This window comes from Streptomyces sp. NPDC003691, assembly GCF_053981115.1.
This window is the reverse complement of sequence record NZ_JBSFNQ010000003.1, coordinates 19,731-42,808: the sequence shown is the minus strand read 5'-3', so window position 1 is coordinate 42,808 and position 23,078 is coordinate 19,731. Positions and strand designations below refer to the sequence as shown.

The 23,078-nt window shown below is 73.3% G+C and carries 19 protein-coding genes and 3 pseudogenes; 9 read left to right on the top strand and 13 right to left on the bottom strand.

Features of this window, described 5'->3' with window-relative positions:
• Positions 1-170: 170 nt before the first annotated feature.
• Positions 171-839, bottom strand: a pseudogene (locus ACWDR0_RS02315) (potassium channel family protein); the annotation flags it as partial.
• Between the two features lie 157 nt (positions 840-996).
• Here ACWDR0_RS02315 and ACWDR0_RS02310 point away from each other — a divergent pair.
• The gene (locus ACWDR0_RS02310; RefSeq protein ID WP_456349707.1) at positions 997-2,106 is read left to right on the top strand and encodes a potassium channel family protein; all 1,110 of its coding nucleotides are present in this window, start codon (positions 997-999) and stop codon (positions 2,104-2,106) included.
• 48 nt (positions 2,107-2,154) lie between these two features.
• On the opposite strand, the pseudogene ACWDR0_RS02305 reads toward ACWDR0_RS02310, so the two are convergent.
• The 5 genes and pseudogenes from ACWDR0_RS02305 to pdhA all read right to left on the bottom strand — a co-directional run bounded on the left by ACWDR0_RS02305 (position 2,155) and on the right by pdhA (position 9,307).
• A pseudogene (locus ACWDR0_RS02305) lies at positions 2,155-3,613 on the bottom strand (molybdopterin molybdotransferase MoeA).
• A gap of 719 nt (positions 3,614-4,332) precedes the next feature.
• Positions 4,333-5,232: pseudogene (locus tag ACWDR0_RS02300) on the bottom strand (NTP transferase domain-containing protein); the annotation flags it as partial.
• A gap of 336 nt (positions 5,233-5,568) precedes the next feature.
• A complete protein-coding gene (locus ACWDR0_RS02295) occupies positions 5,569-7,053 on the bottom strand; it encodes a dihydrolipoamide acetyltransferase family protein (protein ID WP_456349706.1) in 1,485 nt (494 codons plus the stop codon).
• Positions 7,053-8,093 (bottom strand): alpha-ketoacid dehydrogenase subunit beta, encoded by a 1,041-nt coding sequence (locus ACWDR0_RS02290; RefSeq protein ID WP_456349705.1) that lies wholly within the window; start codon positions 8,091-8,093, stop codon positions 7,053-7,055. Before ACWDR0_RS02290 ends, ACWDR0_RS02295 begins: the two co-directional genes overlap by 1 nt.
• Complete coding sequence (pdhA, locus tag ACWDR0_RS02285; protein WP_456349704.1) at positions 8,090-9,307, bottom strand: pyruvate dehydrogenase (acetyl-transferring) E1 component subunit alpha; 1,218 nt, start codon at positions 9,305-9,307, stop codon at positions 8,090-8,092. The genes ACWDR0_RS02290 and pdhA overlap by 4 nt, the downstream gene beginning before the upstream one ends.
• 174 nt (positions 9,308-9,481) lie before the next feature.
• On the opposite strand from pdhA, the gene ACWDR0_RS02280 reads away from it, so the two are divergent.
• Positions 9,482-10,024, top strand: coding sequence for an Lrp/AsnC family transcriptional regulator (locus ACWDR0_RS02280; RefSeq protein ID WP_456349703.1), 543 nt, complete (start codon positions 9,482-9,484; stop codon positions 10,022-10,024).
• Between the two features lie 173 nt (positions 10,025-10,197).
• On the opposite strand, the gene ACWDR0_RS02275 is transcribed toward ACWDR0_RS02280, so the two are convergent.
• On the bottom strand, positions 10,198-10,806 hold the full coding sequence (locus tag ACWDR0_RS02275) for a TetR/AcrR family transcriptional regulator (RefSeq protein WP_456349702.1): 609 nt from the start codon (positions 10,804-10,806) through the stop codon (positions 10,198-10,200).
• Positions 10,803-11,168 carry a hypothetical protein gene (locus ACWDR0_RS02270; RefSeq protein ID WP_456349701.1) on the bottom strand — a complete coding sequence of 122 codons (366 nt, stop codon included), beginning with the start codon at positions 11,166-11,168 and terminating at the stop codon, positions 10,803-10,805. The genes ACWDR0_RS02275 and ACWDR0_RS02270 overlap by 4 nt, the downstream gene beginning before the upstream one ends.
• Positions 11,169-11,291: 123 nt before the next feature.
• On the opposite strand from ACWDR0_RS02270, the gene paaN reads away from it, so the two are divergent.
• Complete coding sequence (gene paaN, locus ACWDR0_RS02265; RefSeq protein WP_456349700.1) at positions 11,292-12,968, top strand: phenylacetic acid degradation protein PaaN; 1,677 nt, start codon at positions 11,292-11,294, stop codon at positions 12,966-12,968.
• A gap of 110 nt (positions 12,969-13,078) precedes the next feature.
• Here the strand turns inward: paaN and ACWDR0_RS02260 are convergent, their stop codons facing one another.
• From ACWDR0_RS02260 to ACWDR0_RS02250, 3 genes are all read right to left on the bottom strand, one after another.
• Complete coding sequence (locus ACWDR0_RS02260) at positions 13,079-13,735, bottom strand: TrmH family RNA methyltransferase (protein ID WP_456349853.1); 657 nt, start codon at positions 13,733-13,735, stop codon at positions 13,079-13,081.
• 80 nt (positions 13,736-13,815) lie between these two features.
• Positions 13,816-15,150, bottom strand: a complete 1,335-nt coding sequence (locus ACWDR0_RS02255; protein ID WP_456349699.1) for an HTTM domain-containing protein — start codon at positions 15,148-15,150, stop codon at positions 13,816-13,818.
• On the bottom strand, positions 15,147-16,058 hold the full coding sequence (locus ACWDR0_RS02250) for a DUF5819 family protein (protein ID WP_456349698.1): 912 nt from the start codon (positions 16,056-16,058) through the stop codon (positions 15,147-15,149). Before ACWDR0_RS02250 ends, ACWDR0_RS02255 begins: the two co-directional genes overlap by 4 nt.
• A gap of 287 nt (positions 16,059-16,345) precedes the next feature.
• Between ACWDR0_RS02250 and paaA the strand changes: the two genes are divergently transcribed.
• From paaA to ACWDR0_RS02220, 6 genes are all read left to right on the top strand, one after another.
• Positions 16,346-17,434 (top strand): 1,2-phenylacetyl-CoA epoxidase subunit PaaA, encoded by a 1,089-nt coding sequence (paaA, locus tag ACWDR0_RS02245; protein ID WP_456349697.1) that lies wholly within the window; start codon positions 16,346-16,348, stop codon positions 17,432-17,434.
• Positions 17,431-17,721 carry a 1,2-phenylacetyl-CoA epoxidase subunit PaaB gene (gene paaB / locus ACWDR0_RS02240; RefSeq protein ID WP_456349696.1) on the top strand — a complete coding sequence of 97 codons (291 nt, stop codon included), beginning with the start codon at positions 17,431-17,433 and terminating at the stop codon, positions 17,719-17,721. The genes paaA and paaB overlap by 4 nt, the downstream gene beginning before the upstream one ends.
• A complete protein-coding gene (gene paaC / locus ACWDR0_RS02235) occupies positions 17,718-18,506 on the top strand; it encodes a 1,2-phenylacetyl-CoA epoxidase subunit PaaC (protein WP_456349695.1) in 789 nt (262 codons plus the stop codon). The genes paaB and paaC overlap by 4 nt, the downstream gene beginning before the upstream one ends.
• The gene (gene paaD / locus ACWDR0_RS02230; protein WP_456349694.1) at positions 18,500-19,078 is read left to right on the top strand and encodes a 1,2-phenylacetyl-CoA epoxidase subunit PaaD; all 579 of its coding nucleotides are present in this window, start codon (positions 18,500-18,502) and stop codon (positions 19,076-19,078) included. The genes paaC and paaD overlap by 7 nt, the downstream gene beginning before the upstream one ends.
• The gene (locus ACWDR0_RS02225) at positions 19,079-20,140 is read left to right on the top strand and encodes a 2Fe-2S iron-sulfur cluster-binding protein (protein ID WP_456349693.1); all 1,062 of its coding nucleotides are present in this window, start codon (positions 19,079-19,081) and stop codon (positions 20,138-20,140) included. It begins immediately after the preceding gene.
• Between the two features lie 186 nt (positions 20,141-20,326).
• Entirely contained in the window at positions 20,327-21,541 is a 1,215-nt protein-coding gene (locus ACWDR0_RS02220; protein ID WP_456349692.1) for an acyl-CoA dehydrogenase family protein, read from the top strand.
• 68 nt (positions 21,542-21,609) lie between these two features.
• Here the strand turns inward: ACWDR0_RS02220 and ACWDR0_RS02215 are convergent, their stop codons facing one another.
• Entirely contained in the window at positions 21,610-21,954 is a 345-nt protein-coding gene (locus ACWDR0_RS02215; protein ID WP_456349691.1) for a rhodanese-like domain-containing protein, read from the bottom strand.
• 78 nt (positions 21,955-22,032) lie between these two features.
• Positions 22,033-23,049 (bottom strand): hypothetical protein, encoded by a 1,017-nt coding sequence (locus ACWDR0_RS02210; RefSeq protein WP_456349690.1) that lies wholly within the window; start codon positions 23,047-23,049, stop codon positions 22,033-22,035.
• Positions 23,050-23,078: the final 29 nt, after the last annotated feature.

Below are 23,078 nucleotides of genomic sequence, written 5' to 3'. Positions count from 1 at the left end.
CCGCCGCCCCGCCCGGGACGCCCCGGACAGTCCGGGCGGCGCCCAGCGCCGCGTCCGGCCGCGCCGGGTCGGGCGACCCGGCCGGGCATCACCCGGCGGCCCGGACCGTGCGGGCGGCACCCGGCAGTCCGCCGTCCGGCGGGCCCGCCCCCCGGCCATGCGTCATCCGGCTATGCGTCGCCGCCCGGCGAGTTCTCCGCACGGACGATCGTGATCAGACGGTCCGTCAACTGGAGTGGGCTGGCCGCCGGGTCGTCGTAGCCGATCAGCCGGTGCCCCCGCAGCACGCTCACCACCAGATCGCCGGTATCCCGCACATCCCGTCCCACCTCTGCCTTTATCACCGGCCGCTCGACGAGATCGAGGCCACTGCCCTGGTGGATCAGGTCCTCCATCACCGCGCCCGCGCTGGGGCTGAGAACGGAGAGGCCCAGCAGCCGTCCGGCGGCGCTGGCGCTGGTGATCACCGTATCGGCGCCCGACTGGCGCAACAGCGGTCCGTTCTCCTCCTCACGGACCGCCGCCACGATCTTGGCCTGACGGTTCAACTGCCGGGCCGTCAGGGTCACCAGCACGGCCGTGTCGTCCCGCTGGGTCGCGATGACGATCTGCCGCGCCCGCTGGACCTCGGCGCGGAGCAGGACCCCGCTGCGGGTGGCATCGCCCACGACCCCCTCGATGCCCTCGGCGGCGGCTGCCTCGACGACCTTGCCGCTGGGGTCGACCACCACGATCTGGTCCTTCCGCAGCCCCGTCGCCATCAGCGTCTGCAAGGCCGAACGGCCCTTCGTTCCGAAGCCGACGATGATCGTGTGATCGCGCATGTCCGGCCTCCTCCTCCCAGTCCCGTCCGGTGTCCTGCCGTATGTCGTACCGCATACACCGTTCCCGGTGGTTCCGGCACATCCGATCGAACCCGGCGAGACTTACCCGGACGGATCCGCGACCATGGTCACCCATGCCCCGCACGACGGCCAATGCCGGAGGAGACACCCGATGAAGGACGAGGAACGTCCGCCGCCCAAGGAGGGAAGGTTCCCCATCCTGCGGACCATCTGGTCCCGGCCCCGGGCCGAGGCCCGGGACGACGCCGAGGCCGGCCGGTCCATCACCATGCCCGCGCAGTCCGCCGTCCCGCCGCTCCAGCAGGTACTGCGCCGTCTCGCCATGGCGATACTGGTCCTCACCGTCACCACCCTGCTGGTCTGGCTGGACCGTGCGGGCTACAACGACAACGCCGACGGCAAGGTCGATCTCCTCGACGCCGCCTACTACACCACCGTCACCCTCTCCACCACGGGATACGGCGATATCGCCCCGGTCAGCGACGGGGCCCGGCTGACCAACATCTTCGTCATCACCCCGCTGCGTGTGGTCTTCCTGATCATCCTGGTCGGCACCACCCTGGAAGTCCTCACCGAACGCACCCGGCAGCAGGTGCGCGTCCACCGCTGGCGCTCCCGGATGCGGGACCATGTGGTGATCGTCGGCTACGGCACCAAGGGGCGGCACGCCGTGGAGACCCTGCTCGGCCAGGGCCTGCCCAAGGAGAAGATCGTCGTGGTCGACTCCCAGCAGAAGGGGATCGACTCGGCGAACAACGACGGTCTGGTGGCCGTACAGGGCGACGCCACCCGCTCCCGCACCCTGCTGAAAGCGGAGCTGGACCGGGCCACCCGGGTGATCGTCTCCCTCCAGCGCGACGACACGGCGACCCTGGTCACCCTGACGGCCCGGCAGTTGAACCGTCAGGCCAAGATCGTGGTCGCGGTCCGGGAGGACGAGAACGTACCCCTGCTGAAGCAGAGCGGCGCGGACACCGTGGTCACCAGCTCCAGCTCGGCCGGCCGTCTGCTGGGGGTGTCGACGGCCAGTCCCCATGTGGCGGACACCCTGGAGGATCTGATGACCCATGGCCGCGGGCTGAGCCTCACGGAGCGGCCGGTGCGCCAGGACGAGATCGGTAGATCGCCGCGCGAGGCGAACGATCTGGTGGTCGCCGTCGTACGGCGGAAGCGCATGCTGGACTACACCGACCCGGAGTCGGCCACGCTGAAGTTCGGGGACCGGCTGATCACGATCAGCCGGGAGGAGATGGACTACTGAGCCGGGTCCCGGGCGGCCGGGCACCCGTCCCATGACGGAGGGGGTGTTTCACGTGAAACACCCCCTCGTCCCTTGTCCGGCCTTATCCGGGTGTCCGGTTCTCTCACCGGCCCAGCGGTAGGTCCAGCACTTCGAGTTCGTCCCCGGGACGGGCCCCTCCCGGAGGGACGACGGCCAGTCCGTCGGCGGCGGCGATACCGCGCAGCATGGCGGGCCCGTTGTAGCGCAGCGGCACCAGCACCGGGCCGTGGTGAACCACCGGCACCAGCCTGGTGTCCTGCGGATGTCCGGGCACCTCGTCCCGTACGGGCACGGTGTACGGGACCGGCTCGGGAAGCCCGGCCAGACCCCGGAGCAGCGGGGCGGCGAGGGTGAGCAGCGCGGCGACCGCGGCCAGCGGATTGCCCGGCAGCCCCACGAGCAGCCGGGGCCCCTTTCCGGCGGGCAGCCCGGCCAGCAGCATCGGATGCCCGGGGCGGACGGCGACCCCGTCGACCAGCAGTCCGGCACCGGCCTTCCGCAGCACGGGGTGGACATGGTCGACGGGTCCGGCGGCGGTACCGCCGGTGGTGACGAGCAGGTCGGCGGCGGACGAGGTCACGGCGTTGTGCAGCGCCGTCTCGTCGTCACCGATCCGGTGGGTGGCGAGGACATCGGCGCCGAGCGCCCGCAGCCAGGGAGCGGCCATCGGGCCGAGGGCGTCCCGGATCAGTCCGTCGCGGGGGAGCCCCCGGTCGAGCAGTTCGTCCCCGAGGACAAGGACTTCGACCGTGGGACGGGCGACGACCGCCAGGGCGTCGTAGCCCGCGGCGGCGGCCAGGCCGAGGACCGCGGGGGTCACCAGGGCCCCGGCGGGCAGCAGTTGCTCCCCGGAGCGGCACTCCTGGGCGCGGGGGCGGATGTCCTGGCCGGGTGTCACCGTGCGGTCGGCGGTGAGCAGTCCTCGGGCGGGGTCGGTGCGGGCGTGTTCGCTGCGGATGACCGCCGTGGTCTCCGGGGGGATCCGGGCGCCGGTGGCGATGCGGATGGCGGTGCCGTCGGGCAGCGGGGGCGGATCGGCCCGTCCGGCGAGTACCGGGGCGTCGCCGTCGACGGTCCAGGGGCCGGGCCCGGCCACCACCCAGCCGTCCATGGCGGAGGTGTCGAAGGAGGGCAGATCGCAGAGGGCGGGCAGGTCCTCGGCGAGCACCAGTCCCAGGGCGCCGTCCAGAGGTGCCCGGAGGACCCGGTCACCGCCGGTCCCGGTCCGGCGGCCGGTCTCCCGTCCGGCCCGGGCTGCCCGCTCGCGGGCCTCGGGCCAGGGCACTGCGCGGTGCCGGGCGCCGGGCTCCGCGGCGGCGCGCCCGGGCGGGGGAGCGGCCGAATCGGGCTCCGGGGGTGGTCCTTCGCCGTCCTGGGGCGCGGCGGGGCGGCGTCCGACCAGGGCGAGGGCCTCCTCGACCCCGTCACCGCCGTCCGTTCCGCCGCTGTCCGTTCCGCCACCGGTCCGGACGGGCTCGTCGTCCAGCCCCTCGGCGAAGTCGACGAATGCGTCGGGGCCGGGCCCGGACTCCGCGTCCAGGTCGGCCCGGGAGCCTGCCGAAGGGGCCTGGGCGTCGCTCCGGGACCCATGGCCGGGACCGGAACCACGGGCGGCGGTACCGCGGGCGCGGTCAGGACCGTCGGCCGGTCCGGCCCCGGTCCCCGGTCCCGCGGATGAACCCCGGCCGGGCCCGTGGGCGGGGCCGGCGGACGGACTCCCGTCAGCCACCCGCCCGGGGCTGTGCGCGTCGTCGGGCCCGTATCCCGGTCCACCGGGCCGGGCGGCGGGCGGGGCGGGCTCGGCGACCGGGTCGCGGGCGAGCACCTGGTCCCAGGCGGCGTACCAGTCCCGGTCGTCCTGCTCCTGACCGTCCCCGGCGTCCGTCCGGCCTTCCTGGCTGCGGCGGTCCGTACCGGGACCGGGACCGCTCCCGGCACCCATCACGCACCACCCCCGCCGGAACCACCGGAACCGCCCCGCTCCCCGGCCCCGGGAAGCGGATCGCTCCCGCGGCGGGGATCACTCCCGGGCCCTTCGGGCGCGGAACGGGTCTCCGTCCCACGCCCCCCGGGCACAGAGCGGAGGTCGCCCTCACGCCCCCCGGGCGCAGGCGGGGAATCCCCCTCACGCCCCCCGGGCGCAGGGTGGGGGTCGCCCCGACGCCCCCCGGGCGGAGGATGGGGGTCCCTCCCACGCCCCCCGGGCGTAGGGGGACCGTCGGGGCCGGGTGTCTCCTCCGCCCAGCGGCGGGCGAGCGCGGTGGCCCTGCGGACGGCCTCCGCGACCGCCTCGGGGCCCCCACCGGCCGCCGACGCGGCCGCGTATCCCACCAGGAAGGTGGTCAGCGGCGCGGCGGGCCGGGCCACACCGTGTGCGGCGTCGCGGGCCAGGTCGAGCAGTAGTCCGGTGTCCACGTCGAGGTCGATACCGAGATCGTCCTTGACGGCGGTAATCCATTCCTCCAGCACGGTCCCATGCTCCCTGATCCGGGCCCTGGCGGCGGCGATGTCCTCCCAGGTGTCGCAGTCGAAGGCGGTGTACGGCTCCGCCGCGATCCGCTCCAGGTCCAGCTCCTGGACCAGCAGTTTCAGCGGAAGCCCGGCCAGGGAGCCGTACTCCGTCGCCAGCAGGGCCAGTTCGCGGCGGAGCGGCTCGGCGCGGTATGCGGCGACGAGGAACTGGTCCCGGCCCCCGGCATCGGTGAGGACGGCGCCCTCCCGCCCGCCGGAGCCGAGGGCGGCCGCCAGCCGCCGTACGGTCCGCCGGTCCAGGAACGGCAGATCCGCGGAGAGCACCACCACCGCGCCGTCCTCCGGGGTGGCGAGCTGACGCACCCCGGCGTCGAGGGCGGCGAGCGGTCCCCCGCCCGGCGGGTCCTCACGGGCCCAGACGACGGGCCGCGCGGTGGGCCTGCGCCCGCCGACGACCACGGTCCGCCCCGCTTCCCGGCAGGCGGCCAGCACCCGGTCGAGCAGCGGCCGGCCACCCACCGCGATACCCGGCTTGTCGGCCCCGCCGAGGCGGTTCGCCGCGCCTCCCGCCAGCACCACGGCGTCGTACGGAACGCCGTCCGGATCCGGACCGGGCCCGGCCGCCGTGGTCACGGCCGTGGTCCCGGGGCCGCAGTCGTACCCGCCGGTGGCCGTGATCCCGAGGTCGCAGTCATAACGGCAGTATGGTCCGCGCCCGCACCGCACGGACCACACGGACGGAGCACGCGTACAGAACACACCCACGCACCGCGCGCACGGGGGACCGCGGGGTCGGAGCAGGACCCGGCGGCTCAGCGGCGCAACGCACACCGCGCGCACGGGGACCACGGTCCACCCGGCCGCCGCGGCAGCGGCCGGGCGCCCGGCCCCCATCCGGTGGCCGAGGCCCGGCGGAGGGCGCCGGACGGCTCCCGTAGGGCCCCCCTGATCTCGCCCCTGGTGCGGCGGTCAGAGAGTGCGCAGCAGCAGCGCGGGCTGCTCCACACAGTCGGCGACGTACCGCAGGAACCCGCCCGCCGTACCCCCGTCGCACACCCGGTGGTCGAAGGTGAGGGAGAGCTGTACGACCTGACGGACGGCCAGCTCGCCCCCGTGCACCCAGGGCTTCGGCACGATCCGGCCGACGCCGAGCATCGCCGCCTCCGGATGGTTGACGATCGGGGTCGAGCCGTCCACCCCGAAGACCCCGTAGTTGTTGAGGGTGAAAGTCCCCCCGGTCAGCTCGGCGGGAGTGAGCGCGGACCGCCGGGCGGCATCCGTCAGCCGGGCGAACTCCTCGGTGAGCGATTCGGCCGTCCGGCGGTGGGCACCGCGGACCACCGGCACCACCAGGCCCCGTTCGGTCTGGGCGGCGAACCCCAGATGCACCTCCGGTAGCAGCACGACCTCCCGCCGGTCCGTGTCCACCCGGGAGTTCAGCTCGGGATGGCGGGCGAGCGCGGCCGTACAGATCCGGGCGAGCAGCGCGAGAAGGGATATCTTCGGCGCGCCCCCCGCGTTCATCGCCGCCCGGGCCGCCATCAGCTCCGTCGCGTCGGCGTCCACCCAGCAGGTGGCGTCGGGGATTTCGGAACGGCTGCGGGAGAGCTTGTCGGCGACCGCTCCGCGCACTCCGCGCAGCGGGATCCGGATCTCCTGCCCCGGAGCTTCCGCCACCGCGGACAGCGGCACCGGTGCGGTGGCAGTGGACGGCACGGGCACCACCGGCGCCGACGGTACGGATCCGGCGGCCGCGGCCCGGATCGCCCGCTCCACATCGGCCCGCAGGATCAGCCCCTCCGGTCCCGACCCGGCCAGTCCCCGCAGCTCCACCCCGCTCTGCCGGGCCAGCTTCCGCACCAGGGGCGAGATCACGGGAACGGGTCCCTCCGGAAGCCGCCCGGCGGCCTCCGCCGGGGCCTCGGCCACCGGATCGGGGGTGACCACTCCCGGCTCGCGCAGCACCGGGGTCCCGGCCGCGGGCCGTACCGAGCCGGGGCCGACCCGGCGCCTGCGGGCGGCCGGCGCGGCCGTCCCGTACCCCACGAGCACATTGCCGGACGTCTCCCCCGGTGCCGCACCGCCCGTGCGGCCACCGTCGGTACCGGCGGAGCGGGTACCGCCCCGGTGCGCGCCCCCGTCGCCCTCGGGGCCGCCCGCTCCGGCCGCAGGCCCGCCGTCCCGCCCGGTGTCCGGCCCGCCGTCCACCGCGCCCACCGCGACCGTCAGCAGGGGTGCGCCCACCGGCAGTTCGGTGCCCTCGTCGCCGAACCGGGCGGTGACCACACCGCCGTACGGGCAGGGCACCTCCACCATGGCCTTCGCCGTCTCGACCTCGACCACGGGCTGGTCGACGGCGACCACATCGCCCACGGCGACCAGCCAGCGCACGATCTCCGCCTCGGTCAGCCCCTCGCCGAGGTCGGGAAGCCTGAACTCCAGCACCTGGGCCATCAGCTCGCCGCCTCCCACTGCAACCGCGCCACCGCGTCCAGGACCCGGTCGACCCCGGGCAGATGGTGCCGCTCCAGCATGGGCGGCGGGTAGGGAATGTCGAATCCGGCGACCCTCAGCACCGGGGCCTCCAGCCGGTGGAAGCAGCGCTCGGTGACCCGGGCCGCGATCTCTCCGCCGGGTCCGCCGAAGCCGGTGGCCTCGTGGACCACCACGGCCCGCCCGGTGCGCCGCACCGACGCGCAGACCGTCTCGTCGTCGAAGGGCACGAGGGAGCGCAGGTCGACGACCTCCAGATCCCAGCCCTCCGCCGTGGCCGCCTCGGCGGCCTCCAGACAGACCGGGACCGAGGGGCCGTAGGTGATCAGGGTGGCGCTGGTCCCCCGGCGCCGGACGACGGCCCGGCCCAGCGGCGCCACCGGGGCCGGGGCGTCCGGCGACCAGTCGGCCTTGGACCAGTACAGCCGTTTGGGTTCGAGGAAGACCACCGGATCGTCGCTGGCGATGGCTGCCCTGAGCAGGCCGTAGGCGTCGTCGACGGTCGCGGGGGTGACGACCTTGAGGCCCGGGGTGGCCATGTAGTACGCCTCGGAGGAGTCGCTGTGGTGCTCGACACCGCCGATACCGCCGCCGTACGGCACCCGGATGGTGATCGGCAGCGGCATCGCGCCCCGGGTGCGGTTGCGCGTCCGGGCGACATGGCTGAAGAGCTGCTCGAAAGCGGGGTAGGCGAAGGCGTCGAACTGCATCTCGACCACGGGCCGCAGTCCGTACATCGCCATGCCCACGGCGGTGCCCAGGATGCCCGCCTCGGCGAGCGGGGTGTCCGTACAGCGGGCGTCGCCGAACTCGGCGGCCAGCCCGTCGGTGATCCGGAAGACACCGCCGAGGGTGCCGACGTCCTCGCCGAGGACATGGACCGCCGGGTCCTCGTTCATCGCGTCCCGCATGGCACGCCGGAGGGCCTGGGCCATGGTGGCCGGTTTGGCCGGGGCCGCCGCCCCGGGCGCCCCCGCGGCCGCTGCTGCCGCCGTCGTCATCGCGCTCCTCCTTCGCCGCCGCGGTGTCCGCCGCCCGTCCCGCGGCCGGCGGCCGCACCCGGCTCTTCGGGGCCCTCCGCCGCCAGCTCGGCGCGGAGCAGTTCCGCCTGCTCCGCGAGCTGGCCGGTGCGCTCCGCGTACACCTGGTCGAACAGGTCCATCGGATCGAGCGCCGGATCGGTGTTCATCCGCTCCCGCAGCAGTGCGGCCATCGCCTCGGCGGCGTCGGCCACGGTCCGCCGGTGCCCGTCGTCGAGCAGCCCGCGGGCGGTCAGCTCCCGCTCCAGCAGGAGGATCGGGTCGTGCTCACGCCAGGTCTCGACCTCGTCGTCCACCCGGTAGCGCGTGGCGTCGTCGGCGTTCGTATGGGCTTCCATCCGGTAGGTCACCGCCTCCACCAGCGTCGGGCCGCCGCCGGACCGGGCCCGCTCCACGGCCTCGGAGAGCACCTGGTGGACCGCGGGCGCGTCGTTCCCGTCGACGAGGCGGCCCGGCATGCCGTAGCCGACGGCCTTGTGGGCCAGGGAGGGCGCGGCGGTCTGCTTGGCCAGCGGCACGGAGATCGCAAAGCCGTTGTTCTGGACGAAGAAGACCACCGGCGCCCGCCACACCGCCGCGAAGTTCAGCGCCTCGTGGAAGTCGCCCTCGCTGGTGCCGCCGTCGCCGACCAGGGCGAGCGCGACCACGTCGTCGCCCTTGAGCCGGGCCGCGTGCGCCAGGCCGACGGCATGCGGCAGCTGGGTGGCGAGCGGGGTGCACAGCGGGGCGATGCGGTGTTCGTACGGGTCGTAGCCGGTGTGCCAGTCACCGCGGAGCAGGGTCAGCGCCTGGACCGGGTCGAGGCCGCGGGCAACGGCCGCGAGGGTGTCCCGGTAGCTCGGGAACAGCCAGTCCTGCTCGCGCAGCACCAGCGCGGCCGCCACCTCGCACGCCTCCTGGCCGGTGCTGGAGGGGTAGACGGCGAGCCTGCCCTGTTTGGTGAGGGCCGTCGCCTGGGTGTTGTACCGGCGGCCGCGGACGAGCTGGGCGTAGAGCGTCAGCAGAAGCTCGGGGTCCGCCGAGGCCGCCGCGTCCGTGCCGAGCACCCGGAACGGCTCGGGGTCGGGGAGCAGGGGCGCGGGGTCGGTGCGGGGCCGCCACGCCGGGGGCGGGGTGGGCCGGTAGGCGGCGGACCCGGGCAGCTCCTGCACGGTCGTGCTGCTGCTCTTTCGCAACGCGAGCACCTCCTCGAGGGGGCGGTGAAGGAGACGGCCGGCTGTGGTCCGCCTCACCTACCGATTGTTCGGTCGTCGGCGCAATTTGGCTACAGGCGGCCTCAGCCTGTGGACAAACGGTTCTCCACAGCCTGTGATGGGCACAGGTCGTCCATACCGGCAGAGCGGGGGGACATGGAAGCTGAACAAATGGCCGCCGACGGGGTCCGAACCGGACAGGGGCCCGCCGCCCGCCCGCTCGACGCCGTCGACCGGGACATCCTGCGGATCCTCCGGGCCGACGGACGGGCGTCGATACGCTCCGTGGCCGAACGGGTCCATGTTTCCCGCGCCAATGCGTACGCCCGGATCAACCGCCTCCTCGACGACGGCGTGATCCGCGGCTTCAGCGCCCGGATCGACCATGAGCGGGCCGGTCAGGGCGCCTCGGCCTACATCACCCTCAAGATCGTCCAGAATTCCTGGCGCACGGTCCGCGAACAGCTCGAAAAGCTGCCGGGCGCCACCCACATCGCACTGGTCAGCGGCGATTTCGACGTACTGCTCCTGGTCCACACCCGGGACAACCGGACCCTGCGCGAGTTGGTGCTCACCCGTCTCCAGTCCATGCCGGAGGTGCTCTCCACCCGCACCCTGCTGGTCTTCGAGGAGACCGATCTGGACCAGGGCCCGGGGCTGCCGGGGCCCGCCGTAGCGCCGGACGAAGACGGCTTCTGACACCGCCCGCGGCCACCCGGACCGCCCGGACCACCCCCCGGCCACCCAAACCACCCAGGAACCACCCGGGCCCGCTCGCGCCCGGGCCCGCCCGAGAACCGCCCGAGAACCACCCGCGACCGGGCCCGCCCAGGAACCGCCCGCGCCCGCCACCGGCCGGGCACCGCCACGGCTCACGCCGTACGCGGCCCCTCCACCGTCCGCAGCCCGTCGAAGGCCATCCGTACCACCGCGTCGGCCACCTGGTCGCCCTCCCAGCCGCCGCCCGGATGCGGCCGGTACCACTCGACCAGCGAGTTCACCATGCCGAAGAGCAGCCTGGTGGCGAGCCGGATGTCCACATCGGCGCGCAGATCGCCCTCGGCCGCCGCCGCCCGCAGCAGGTCCACCACCCGCTGGTCGAACTCCCGGCGGCGCTCCATGGCCCACCGCTCCGTCTTGGTGTTGCCCCGCACCCGCAGCAGCAGCGTCACATAGGGCAGGTCGGCGACCAGCACCTGAACCGTCCGCCGGACCACGTACTCGACCCGTTCCACGGCCCGGCCGCGCTGCGCCCCGGTCTCCTCCAGGATCGCGAACAGCGCGTCGATCGCCCGGCTCACCGCCCGCCGCAGCAGCTCCTCCTTGCCCGCCACATGGTGGTAGATGGACGATTTGGAGATACCCGCCGCCTGCGACAGATGCTCCATGGAGGTGCCGTCGTAACCGCGTTCGTTGAAGATGCGGACCGCGACGGTCAGCAGCGTCTCCGGGGTGTAGGTGTCCCGCTTCGCGGTGGTCATCGGTCCGCTCCCTCGTCTTCGAAAGTCCGCCGGCAGAGCGCCTGCCCCGGCGCGCAACGCCCCGTGGGCACGTACGAGTGGAGGTTCTCCGGCAACCGCCGGGCCCGGCCCGCGGGCAGCCTCCGTTCCCAGCCGCCGAACGGCCCCGGGTGGTGCCGGGCGCCGCCGCCTATCACGGTGTCGGCGTCCTCCTCGGCGGCCGTGCCGCGGACGACCGCACCGGCGGGGGCATCGGCCGGCATCACGACCGTACGGCTCCGGCCGGGAGAGGCCACGGAAGCGGCGGGAACGCCGGAAACACCGGTCTCCCGGCCTGCCGCGGCGCACTGGGCGCCGGCGGTCCCGTGCTCGATGGCGGTCATGGAGGTGATCCTCCCCGATGAGTTTTCCACAGCTTCGACAGGCCCCCTTGTACCGACCGATCGTTCGGTTACTCTAACTCTGTCCACTCATCCCCGCCCAGCTCGACGAGGAGTTGGTCCGTCATGACGCTGACCGATACCGCCCAGCTGACCGGCCACCGGGCGACGCTCGACCAGGCCCTCGAAGCGATTCGCACCCGGGCCTACTGGTCCCCCCATCCCGAGCACCCCAAGGCATACGGGGAGAGCGCCCCCGCGGACGGCCTGGCGGCCTTCGAAGCGCTCCAGGGCACCCGCTTCGACCTGGACCAGCCCGGCACCGACGGCTGGGCGGGCGGCGAAGTCTCCCCGTACGGCCCCGAGCTGCGCATCGAATACCCCCATGCCGACCCGGACGTCCTGCTGCCCGCCATGCGCGAGGCCGTCCCCGCCTGGCGCGAGGCCGGTCCGGAGCGGCGCGCCCTGGTCTGTCTGGAGATCCTCGCGCGGATCAGCGCCCGGACGCACGAGTTCGCCCATGCCGTGATGCACACCACCGGCCAGGCGTTCATGATGGCGTTCCAGGCGGGCGGGCCGCATGCGCAGGACCGCGGGCTGGAAGCGGCGGCGTACGCCTATCTGGAACAGACCCGCACCCCGGAGACCGCCGACTGGTCCAAGCCGCAGGGCAAGCGCGACCCCCTGAAGCTGCACAAGTCGTTCACCACGGCGGGGCGCGGTATCGCCCTGGTCATCGGCTGCAACACCTTCCCCACCTGGAACGGCTATCCGGGGCTTTTCGCCTCCCTGGCCACCGGCAATCCGGTGCTGGTCAAGCCGCATCCCCGCGCGGTCCTCCCGCTGGCGCTGACCGTCCGGGCCGCCCGCGAGGTGCTCGCCGAATCGGGGTTCGACCCGAATCTGGTGGCCCTGGCCGCCGAGCACCCCGGTGAGGGCATCGCCAAGACCCTCGCCCTGCGCCCCGAGGTCCGGATCATCGACTACACGGGCTCCAGCGCCTTCGGAGACTGGCTGGAGACCCACGCCCGCCAGGCCCAGGTCTACACCGAGAAGGCCGGGGTGAACACGGTCGTCGTCGACTCCACCGACGACTACCGGGGCATGCTCTCCAATCTGGCCTTCTCCCTCTCCCTCTACAGCGGCCAGATGTGCACCACCCCGCAGAATCTGCTGATCCCGCGCGACGGCATCGCCACCGACGCGGGCCACAAGTCCTACGACGACGTGGTGAACGACCTCGCGGCCGCGGTAGGCGGTCTCCTCGGTGACGACGCGCGGGCCCATGCCGTCCTGGGCGCGCTGGTCAATCCGGATGTCAGGGCCCGGCTGGAGGCCGCCGCGGAGCTGGGCGAGGTCGCGCTGCCCTCGCGGAGCGTCGCCCATCCGGACTTCCCGGACGCCGTTGTCCGCACCCCGGTCATCGTCCGGCTGGACGCCTCCGGGCCGGACGCGGAGTCCGTCTTTCTCGACGAGTGCTTCGGCCCGGTCTCCTTCGCGGTGGCGGTCGACTCGACGGCCGCGGCGGTCGAGCTGCTGCGGCGCACGATCCGCGACCGGGGCGCCATGACGGTCGGCGCGTACACGACGTCCGAGAAGACCGAGCGGGCGGTCGAGGAGGTGTGTCTGGAGGAGTCGGCGCAGCTCTCGCTGAATCTGACGGGCGGGGTGTATGTGAACCAGACCGCCGCGTTCTCCGACTTCCACGGCTCCGGCGGCAACCCCGCGGCGAACGCGGCCCTGTGCGACGGGGCGTTCGTCGCCAACCGGTTCCGGGTGGTGGAGGTCCGCCGCCAGGCGTGACGCCGGGTCTCACGCCGGGCCGGGGTGGCGGCGGTTCCGCCACTGCCCGGCCCCGCGGCCCCGGTCCGCCGTCCGGCACCCTTCCGGGGCGCGGGGCGGGGCGGGTGCCGTCAGGAGGGGCCGGGGATCTCCGCGTACCGCTGTACCCAGGCGTGCATGGCGATCGCGGCGGCGGCCCCCGCGTTGATCGACCGGGTCGAACCGAACTGCGCGATGGAGCAGACCATGGCGGCGTGCTTCCGGGCCTCTTCCGTCAGTCCGGGCCCCTCCTGGCCGAAGAGCAGCACACAGCGGCGCGGCAGCACGGTCCGCTCCAGCGGTACGGCGCCGGGGAGGTTGTCGATCCCGATGACCGGCAGTCCCTCGTCCGCCGCCCAGCGGGTCAGGGACTCGGTGTCCGGGTGGTGGCGGACATGCTGGTAGCGGTCGGTGACCATGGCGCCGCGGCGGTTCCAGCGGCGGCGGCCGACGATATGCACCTCGCGGGCGAGGAAGGCGTTGGCCGTGCGGACCACGGAGCCGATGTTGAAGTCGTGGCTCCAGTTCTCCACGGCGATATGGAAATCGTGCCGCCGGGTGTCCAGGTCCGCGACGACGGCCTCCCGCGTCCAGTAGCGGTAGCGGTCGGTCACATTGCGGCGGTCGCCCGCGGCCAGCAGCTCCGGGTCGTACCGTTCGTCCTCGGGCCACGGCAGCGGATGCGGTCCGACACCGATCTCCGGCCCGTAGCCCTCGTCGTACTGCACCGGCTCACCGGCGGCCGGTATCCCGGCCGCCCCGGCGGCTCCGGCATCAGGACCGGAGGAGGTGGCCGGGGCGGCTTCGGGGCTGGTGTCTCGGGTGGTGCTCACCCCACGAGCGTACGGGGCTGTCCGGTGTCGCCGGTCCGCTGCCCGGGCACTCCGGGCGCTTCCCCGGGCCCGGTGTCCGCGGTGTCGCCGGGGGTTCCGGGGTCCGCGGCCGGCTTCCGTCCGAACCGGGAGAGCAGCCGGTTGCGGCCACCGGCCGCCCGGGCACCCAGCCAGACCAGGAAGGCGGTCGGCAGGAAGACGGCGTCGGCGGCGATCATCGCCAGCGAGAAGAACGGCAGTCCGAGGATGATCGCGATCCCGGCATGCTCCGCGATCATCACCACGAGCAGGACGTTCTTCACCCGCCGGTTGAAGAGGGTGAAGGGGAAGGCGACCTGCACGATCACGGTGCCGTAGGTCAGCGCCAGCACCATCAGCCCGTTGGCGGCCAGCAGATCGGAGAGCGCGGGCCAGGGGGTGAAGTAGTCCAGGTTGAGGGGGTAGTAGAGCGCGGTTCCGTCCTGCCAGCGGGAGCCCTGGATCTTGTACCAGCCGGCCGTGGCGTAGATCAGACAGACCTCGGCCATGATCACGACGAGTCCGGCGTTATGGCCCAGATTGGCCAGACAGTCGAGCAGGATCCTGGGCTGGCTGTGCGCTCCGAGCCGGTTCGCCAGTGCCCACAGGGCCACCCCGACCCAGACACCCCAGAGCACAAGCAGGATGAACAGACCCGTCCGGTTCTCCAGGGAGGCGATGACCAGCAGGGTTCCGGTGATCACCCAGAGCACCGGCCCCACCCGGTCGGGAGCGTCCGGCGCGCTCCGCGCGGCCCGGCGGGCGTCCAGCGACCACACCTGTCCGCAGCGGGTGACCAGGAGGTAGATCGCCATCAGATGGATGACGTTGTCGCCGCCGTCGCCCACGAAGATCGACCGGTTCTGGAGGGACAGCACCCCGACCATGAAGAGCGCCGACATGGTGCGGGTGCGCCAGCCGAGACAGAGCAGCAGGCTCGCCAGTACGGCCGCGAAGTAGACGATCTCGAACCAGAATTCGCTGTCCGACCACATCAGGACGGTGAAGGCGTCGTTGGTCGCGATGAACCGGTCCGCCATCTGCCAGCTCCACGGCCCGTCCGGGCCGTACAGCTCATGGCGGGTGGGGATCTCCCAGAGCAGATAGAACAGCCAGGTCGCCGAGAACCCGATCCGGACGACGGCGCTCTGGTAGGGGCCGAGGGTGGTGGAGGTGATCTTCTGGAGCACCTCGGCGGTCCTGCTGGTGCCTTCGCCGCCGGGGGAACCCTGGGTATTGGGAGTATCGGGGGTACCGCTGTCCCCGGGGGTGCCGGTCCGCTGCGCGGCCTGGCCGCCTGCCGTGCCGCTCATCGGGCCGCCTCCGTGCGCTCGCCGATCCGTATGCCCGCCGCGGGGCCGGTCCCCGGGAAGGCGGGGCCCGCCGCGCGGACCCCGGCGCCCAGCGGCCGGTCCTCGGCCGTGATGTTCCACCACGGCAGCGTCCGGTGGACGGGCCGGGTGTCGTTCTTCTCCTTCGACCACGACGGGGGCTCCACCAGCTCCGTCTCGGAACGGACCTGTATCCGCTCCACCTCGGCGCCGAGGCCGTGGTACTTGTCCAGCCGGAACATCACGACGCGCTTCAGATAGGACTGGGCGAGCGCCCCCCTGGGGCCGGTGGCGCGGTTCTTGTCGTCGTGCGAACCGGTGTAGAAGTCCCAGGAGCGGCGGAGCAGATTCTGCAGGGTGTGGCCGGGGAGCAGATTGCCGCGGATCTCGGCGATGTCGCCGGCGGTCAGATCGATCCACTCCGTGGTCTTCTTGCCGCCGTCACCGGTGGTCAGCTCCGCCTTCACCTGGATCCGGATGTTCTGCTGGAGCGGATTGGGTGCGAAGAGCTTCCAGTTCTGCTCGAACTCGGGATAGACCCAGGAGTCGATCGCCTCGCTGTACTGCTTGGTCGCGGTGTTGGAGGGGGCGACGTGCAGAAAGACCAGCAGCAGATGCACACCGGCGACCAGGGCGACCAGCCCGAGGGCGACGGCGGCGGTGATCTGGTACGGAAGCGAGAGCGCGGCTATCCCGGTCCGGGGCGCCGCGCCCGCGGTGCCCCCTCCGTCCGGACCGCCCTCCCCGGCGGCCGTCCCGCCTTCCGCGTCACCTTCCGCGCCGGTGTCCGTCCCGGTGTGCTCGGTGGGCTCAGTCGCCTCGGCGGGCTTGGTGGGCTCGGTGGGCCGGACGGCCGCCGGGCCGTCGATGCCGTCCGGGGAGGCGGTCACCCGATCGGCGGCAGGGTCGGCCGCCGATGGCCCGCCCGCCGGTGCCGTCTCCCGTTTCCGCAGGCCGAAGCGGCGGCCGGCCCGGGCGTCGGACGATTGGGGCGCGGTGTCCGGCGGTGAATCCGGCCGACGGCCGCCCGGTTCCTGTGCGCCTTCGTGCTCGTAGGAGTCCATCCCGCCCCGATCCCGCCGGTACCACCTCGGTTATCCACAGGGTTGACACCTTAAGGGCCGCCGACTCACCATTGAAGTCAATGAACCGAACGATCGGTCGGTAGGGGGTTCGGATGACGTCAGTGACGGCGGATACGCCGGAGATGTACGGGTCGCCGCCCGGTGACGGCTCCGGCGGCGGGACCCCGCAGGAGGTCTTCGACGCGGCCGTGGCCGCGGACGAGCGCATCGAGCCGCGCGACTGGATGCCCGAGGCGTACCGGGCCACCCTGGTCCGCCAGATGGCCCAGCACGCGCACTCCGAGATCATCGGCATGCAGCCCGAGGCCAACTGGATCAGCCGGGCGCCCTCGCTGCGCCGCAAGGCGATCCTCATGGCGAAGGTGCAGGACGAGGCGGGCCACGGGCTCTATCTGTACAGCGCGGCGGAGACCCTGGGCGTCGGCCGGGACGAACTGCTCGACAAGCTCCACTCCGGCCGCCAGCGCTATTCGTCGATCTTCAACTATCCGACGCTGACCTGGGCCGACGTCGGCGCCATCGGCTGGCTCGTCGACGGCGCCGCCATCACCAACCAGGTGCCGCTCTGCCGCTGCTCCTACGGTCCGTACGCCCGCGCGATGGTCCGGATCTGCAAGGAGGAGTCGTTCCACCAGCGCCAGGGGTACGAGCTGCTGCTCGCCCTCTCCCGCGGCACCCCCGCCCAGCACGCCATGGCGCAGGACGCGGTGGACCGCTGGTGGTGGCCGTCCCTGATGATGTTCGGCCCGCCCGACGACGAGTCGGCGCACTCCGCGCAGTCCATGGCCTGGAAGATCAAACGCCACTCCAACGACGAGTTGCGGCAGCGCTTCGTGGACATCTGCGTCCCCCAGGCCGAGAGCCTCGGTCTGACCCTCCCCGACCCGGACCTCCGGTGGAACGAGGAGCGCGGGCACCACGACTTCGGCGCGATCGACTGGGCGGAGTTCCAGGCCGTCCTCCGGGGCAACGGCCCCTGCAACGAGGAGCGGCTCGCGCAGCGGCGCCGGGCCCATGAAGAAGGCGCCTGGGTGCGGGCCGCCGCGGCGGCCCATGCCGCCGGGCACGCACCCGCCGCCGCGCCGGAGGCCCCCGCCGCCCGTCGGCACACGGCATCCGCAGACAGCTCCGCAGAGAGCACCGGCCACGACAGCACGGCCCCCCGGGAGGCGACGGCATGAGCAGTTCGAGTGACTGGCCCCTGTGGGAGGTCTTCGTCCGGTCCCGGCGCGGCCTCTCCCACACCCACGCCGGCAGCCTGCACGCGCCGGACGCGGAGATGGCCCTGCGCAATGCCCGCGACCTCTACACCCGGCGCAACGAGGGCGTGTCGATCTGGGTGGTGCCCTCGACCGCAGTCACCGCATCCTCACCCGACGAGCGGGACTCCTTCTTCGAGCCCTCCGCCGACAAGCCCTACCGCCATCCCACCTTCTACGAGATCCCCGAGGGGGTGAAGCACCTGTGACAGCCACCGCGGAAGGAGCGCCCACGGCGCCCGTGGCGGGTCCGCTGCGCGAGGCAGCCCTCGCCCTCGGCGACGACGCCCTCGTGCTCTCGCACCGGCTGGGGGAGTGGGCGGGGCACGCTCCCGTGCTGGAGGAGGAGGTCGCCCTCGCCAATATCGCCCTCGACCTGCTGGGCCAGGCCCGGGTCCTGCTCTCCCTCGTCGGCGACGAGGACGAACTCGCCTATCTCCGGGAGGAGCGCGCCTTCCGGAACCTCCAGCTGGCCGAGCAGCCGAACGGCGACTTCGCTCACACCATCGCCCGCCAGCTGTTCTTCTCCACCTACCAGCACCTTCTCTACCAGCGGCTGGCCGCCACGGCCGGACCGTTCACCCCGCTCGCGGCCAAGGCGGTCAAGGAAGTCGCCTACCACCGCGACCACGCCGAGCAGTGGACGCTCCGGCTGGGCGACGGCACCGAGGAGAGCCGACGGCGGATGCGGCGCGCCTGCGACACGCTGTGGCGGTTCACCGGTGAGCCGTTCCGGCCCTTCCCCGGCCTGGTGCATGCGGCCGGGGCGGAGCCCGGCACCGGAACCGAGGTCGACGGGGCAGCGCTGGAGGCCGACTGGCTGGCCTCCGTGACCGCCGTACTGACCCGGGCCACGCTCACCGTCCCCGAGGGTCCCAGGACCGGCGGCTGGACGGCCGGCGAAGGCCGGCAGGGCATCCACACCGAACCCTTCGGCCGGATGCTCGCCGAAATGCAGCACCTCCACCGCAGCCACCCGGGGGCGTCATGGTGAGCGACACACTCCGGGAACCGGTGCGGGCACCCGCCGCACCACCCGCCCCGCCCGCCGTGAGCGGCGCGGGCGGCCCGGCCGGCGGCGATACCGGCCTGGAAGCCGAGCTGCGCCTGATCGCCGGAGCCGTGCCCGATCCGGAGCTTCCGGTGCTCTCCCTGGCCGAGCTGGGCGTGCTGCGCGATGTCCAGATCCTCGGCCCCGGCCGGGTGAAGGTGGCCCTGACCCCGACATATACGGGCTGTCCCGCCGTCGAGACCATGAGCACCGACATCGAACAGGCGCTGCTCGCGCACGGGATGGCCGAGGTATCGGTGGTCACCGTGCTCTCGCCCGCCTGGTCGACGGACGACATCACCGCCGAAGGGCGGCGCAAGCTGGCGGAGTCGGGTATCGCCCCGCCCCGTCCGCACGCGGCGTCCGGGCCGGTCCCGGTGGGACTCTCGGTCCGCTGTCCCCACTGCGGCTCGACCGGGACGGAGCTGCTCAGCAGGTTCTCCTCCACCGCCTGCAAGGCGCTGCGCCGCTGTGTCTCCTGCCGTGAACCCTTCGACCACTTCAAGGAGTTGTAGATGTTCCATCCGCTCCGGGTCCGCGAGGTCGAACGGCTCACGGACGACGCGGTCGCCGTCGGTTTCGAGGTCCCGCCCGAACTGGCCGCCGAGTTCCGGCACACCCCCGGCCAGCACCTCGCCCTGCGCCGTACGGTCGACGGCGAGGAATTGCGGCGGACCTACTCGGTCTGCACCCCGGCGGCCGGTGCGGAGGACTCCGCCCCGCCCGTGCTCCGGGTGGGCATCCGGCTGGTCGACGGCGGCGCGTTCTCCACCTGGGCCCTGAAGGAGCTTTCCGTCGGCGATGTGGTGGAGGTGATGCCGCCGACCGGACGGTTCCGGCTGGTCCCCCGGCCCGGCTACTTCGCGGCGGTCGTCGGCGGCAGCGGTATCACTCCCGTGCTCTCCATGGCCACAACGCTGCTCGCCCGGGAACCGGCGGCCCGGTTCTGTCTGATCCGCAGCGACCGGACCGTGGCGTCGACGATGTTCCTGGACGAAGTGGCCGATCTCAAGGACCGCTATCCGGACCGTTTCCACCTGGTCACGGCGCTCTCCCGGGAGGAACAGTCCGCCGGTCTGCCGTCCGGCCGGCTGGACCGCGAGCGGCTGACGTCCCTGCTGCCCTCGCTGCTGCCGGTGTCCGGGATAGACGGCTGGTTCCTGTGCGGCCCCCTCGGACTGGTGACGGAGACCGAGCGGGCCCTGCGCGGGCTCGGTGTCGACCGGTCCCGGATCCACCAGGAGATCTTCCATGTCGACGACGGTTCGGCGCCCGCCCCCGCGCCGCTGCCCGCGCCGGACCGGGCCGTGCTCACGGCGACCCTCCACGGCCGCTCCGGCAACTGGGCCGTCCGCGAGCGGGAGTCCCTTCTGGAGACGGTGCTGCGCAGCCGGGCGGACGCACCGTTTGCCTGCAAGGGCGGTGTCTGCGGCACCTGTCGGGCGTTCCTGGTCTCCGGCGAGGTCCGGATGGACCGGAACTTCGCCCTGGAGCCCGAGGAGACGGAGGCGGGCTATGTGCTGGCCTGCCAGTCCCACCCGGTGACACCGGAGGTCGAGCTGGACTTCGACCGCTGACCGCGAGCCCCGTTCACTGTCGGAGCGTCACCGTCGGCCCGTCACTGTCGTCTCCTCATCGTCGGCCTTCCCACCGCGGGTCCGCACCGAGCCGTCCCGCCTGTGGTCATTTCCGCAGCACTGCCCTATCTTGACGGTCCGTCAGATCCGCTGCCGGGCCGGCCCGGCGCACGGGAGGGCAGTGCTGTGGACTTCACCTTCACCGAGGAGCAGCAGGCCGCCGCCGAGGCGGCGAAGGCGGTGTTCTCGAAGACCGCCCCGGACGGTGTGCCCAGCCCGGCACTCACTCCGGGGGCGGTCGCCGAGACCTTCGACCGGCCGCTCTGGGCGGGCCTCGCATCGGCCGATCTGCTGAGCCTGGTGCTGTCCGAGGAGTACGGCGGCGCCGGGCCCGACCCGGTCGCGCTCGCGCTGGTGCTGCGTGAGGCGGCGAAAGTGCTCGCCCGGGTGCCCCTGCTGGAGACCTGCGCGGTGGCCATGACCGTCGAGCGCTACGGCTCCCCCGGACTGCGGGCGGAGCTGCTGCCCCGGGTGGGCCGGGGCGACTGCGTGCTCACCGCCGCCACCGGCGGCCGTACCGGCCACGACCCCGCCGAACTGGCCGTCACCGCACGGCGGACGACCGACGGCAAGGACGGCAAGGACGGCGGAGGCCGCGGGGACGGAGGGGACGGCACGGGCGGCGAGGCGGCCGGCTGGGTTCTCGACGGACTCCATACCGCGGTGCCCTGGGCCCATTCGGCCAAGCTGATCGCGATCCCGGCGCACACCGGCGGGGGACATGCCGTGCTCGCCCTGGTCGAACCCGGCCGGCCGGGCGTCCGCCTCGCCGACCAGTTCTCCACCAGCGGCGAGCGCCATGCCGAGGTGACCCTCGACGCGGTCCGGGTACCGGCGGACCGCGTGATCGACGACGGCGCGGCCTGGGAGTGGCTGCGGCTGCTGCTCACCACCGGCGTCTGCGCCCTCGCGCTCGGCATCGGCGAACGGGTACTGGCGATGACCGCCGACTACACCGCGCAACGCGAGCAGTTCGGCTTCCCCGTGGCCACCTTCCAGGCGGTCGCGGTCCAGGCCGCGGACCGCTTCATCGATCTGCGGGCGATGGAAGCCACACTCTGGCAGGCCGCCTGGCGGCTCACCCCCACCCCGGACGGCAGTGGGGCCGGCGGCCCGCTGCCGGTCGCGGGAGATGTTGCCGTGGCCAAGATCTGGGCTTCCGAGGGCGTACGCAGGGTCGTCCAGACGGCCCAGCATCTGCACGGCGGCTTCGGCACCGACACCGAATACGCCCTCCACCGCTACCACGCCTGGGCCAAACAGCTCGAACTGTCCCTGGGCCCCGCAGCCTCCCATGAGGAGGCCCTCGGCGATCTGCTGGCCGCGCACGCCCTGGACTGAACACGGGCCGGCCCGGACCGACACGGGGCCCACGGCGGGCCGGAGCCGTGCCGCGGCGGCCGCCGGGGTCAGATCACGATCGCGGGGCTGCCGTCGTCCGTCACCATCGGGCGGCCCGCGGCCTCCCAGGCGAACATTCCGCCGTCGATGTTCACCGCGTCGATACCCTGCTGGACCAGATAGGCCGTGACCTGCGCGGACCGGCCGCCGGACCGGCACATCACATAGAGGCGCCGCCCGTCCTCGGCAGCCTCGGTCACCTCACCGAAGCGCGCCACAAAGCCGCTCGTCGGCACATGCAGTGCGCCCTCGACATGGCCGGCCTGCCATTCGTCCGCCTCGCGGACGTCCAGCATCAGCCCGTCGTCCGGCACCTCGGCAACCGTCACCGTGGGCAGCGGGGCGAAATTCATGGATCAAGCCTCTTCTCGTACACAAACGGTCCGACCGCTCCCGCGGACGGCACCCGGACACTCACGGCCCCGGCCAACCTAACCGAGGAGCGCGGCCAGCTCCCGCTCCCGCTCGGCGACCTGGGCCAGCAACTGATCGGCGATCTCGTCCAGCAGCCGGTCGGGGTCGTCCGGCGCCATCCGCAGCATCGAGCCAATGGCACCGTCCTCCAGCTCCCGGGCGATCACGACCAGCAGTTCCTTGCGCTCGGCCAGCCACTCCAGCCGGGCGTACAGCTCCTCGGCCCCGCCCAGGCCGGCATCGGCGGGCAGCGGACCGGCGTCCCACTCGGCGATCAGCTGCCGCAGTTCCTCCGCGTCCCCCAGGGCGTAGGCGGCGTTGCCCCGGGTGAGGAACTCCTCGCGCCGGGTCCGCTCGGACTCGTCCTGCGCCAGATCCGGATGCGCCTTACGGGCCAGCTCACGGTAGAGGCGGCGGGCCTCCTCGCTCGGCCGCACCCGCTGCGGCGCCCGCACCTGCCGCCCGGTCAGCATCGCGGCGGCCTCGGGCGAGATCCCGCTGTCGTCCATCCATCCGTGGAACAGCTCGTCCACGCCCGGCATCGGCAGCACCGCCGCGCGGGCCTCCCGGGCCTTCAGCAGATCCCCGGGGTCACCCGTGCGCGCCGCCCGGGCCTCCGCGATCTCCGCCTCCAGCTCGTCCAGCCGCGTGTACATGGGGCCGAGCTTCTGGTGGTGCAGCCGGGAGAAGTTCTCCACCTCCACCCGGAAGGTCTCCACCGCGATCTCGAACTCGATCAGCGCCTGCTCGGCGGCGCGTACGGCCTTCTCCAGCCGCGCCTCCGGCCGCTCACCGGCCCCGGCGTCCTCCGCACCGCCCCCGGTACCGGCTCCGGAGCCGGGCTCCTCACCGGCCGGGCGGGCACCGGGCACCGGCCCGGAACCGGTCTCCCGCCCGCCACCGGCGGCACTCTCCGCCACCGCGTCGGAGCCGTGGTCCGGGGACTCGTTCCGGGCACCCTGCTGATCGGCGTTCTGTTCGGCGTTCTGGCCGGTGTCACGGGCCACCGGCCCGCCGGGCGCTTCCTGGGTCACCCGCCCAGCCTACGGGCGAGCCGCCCCCT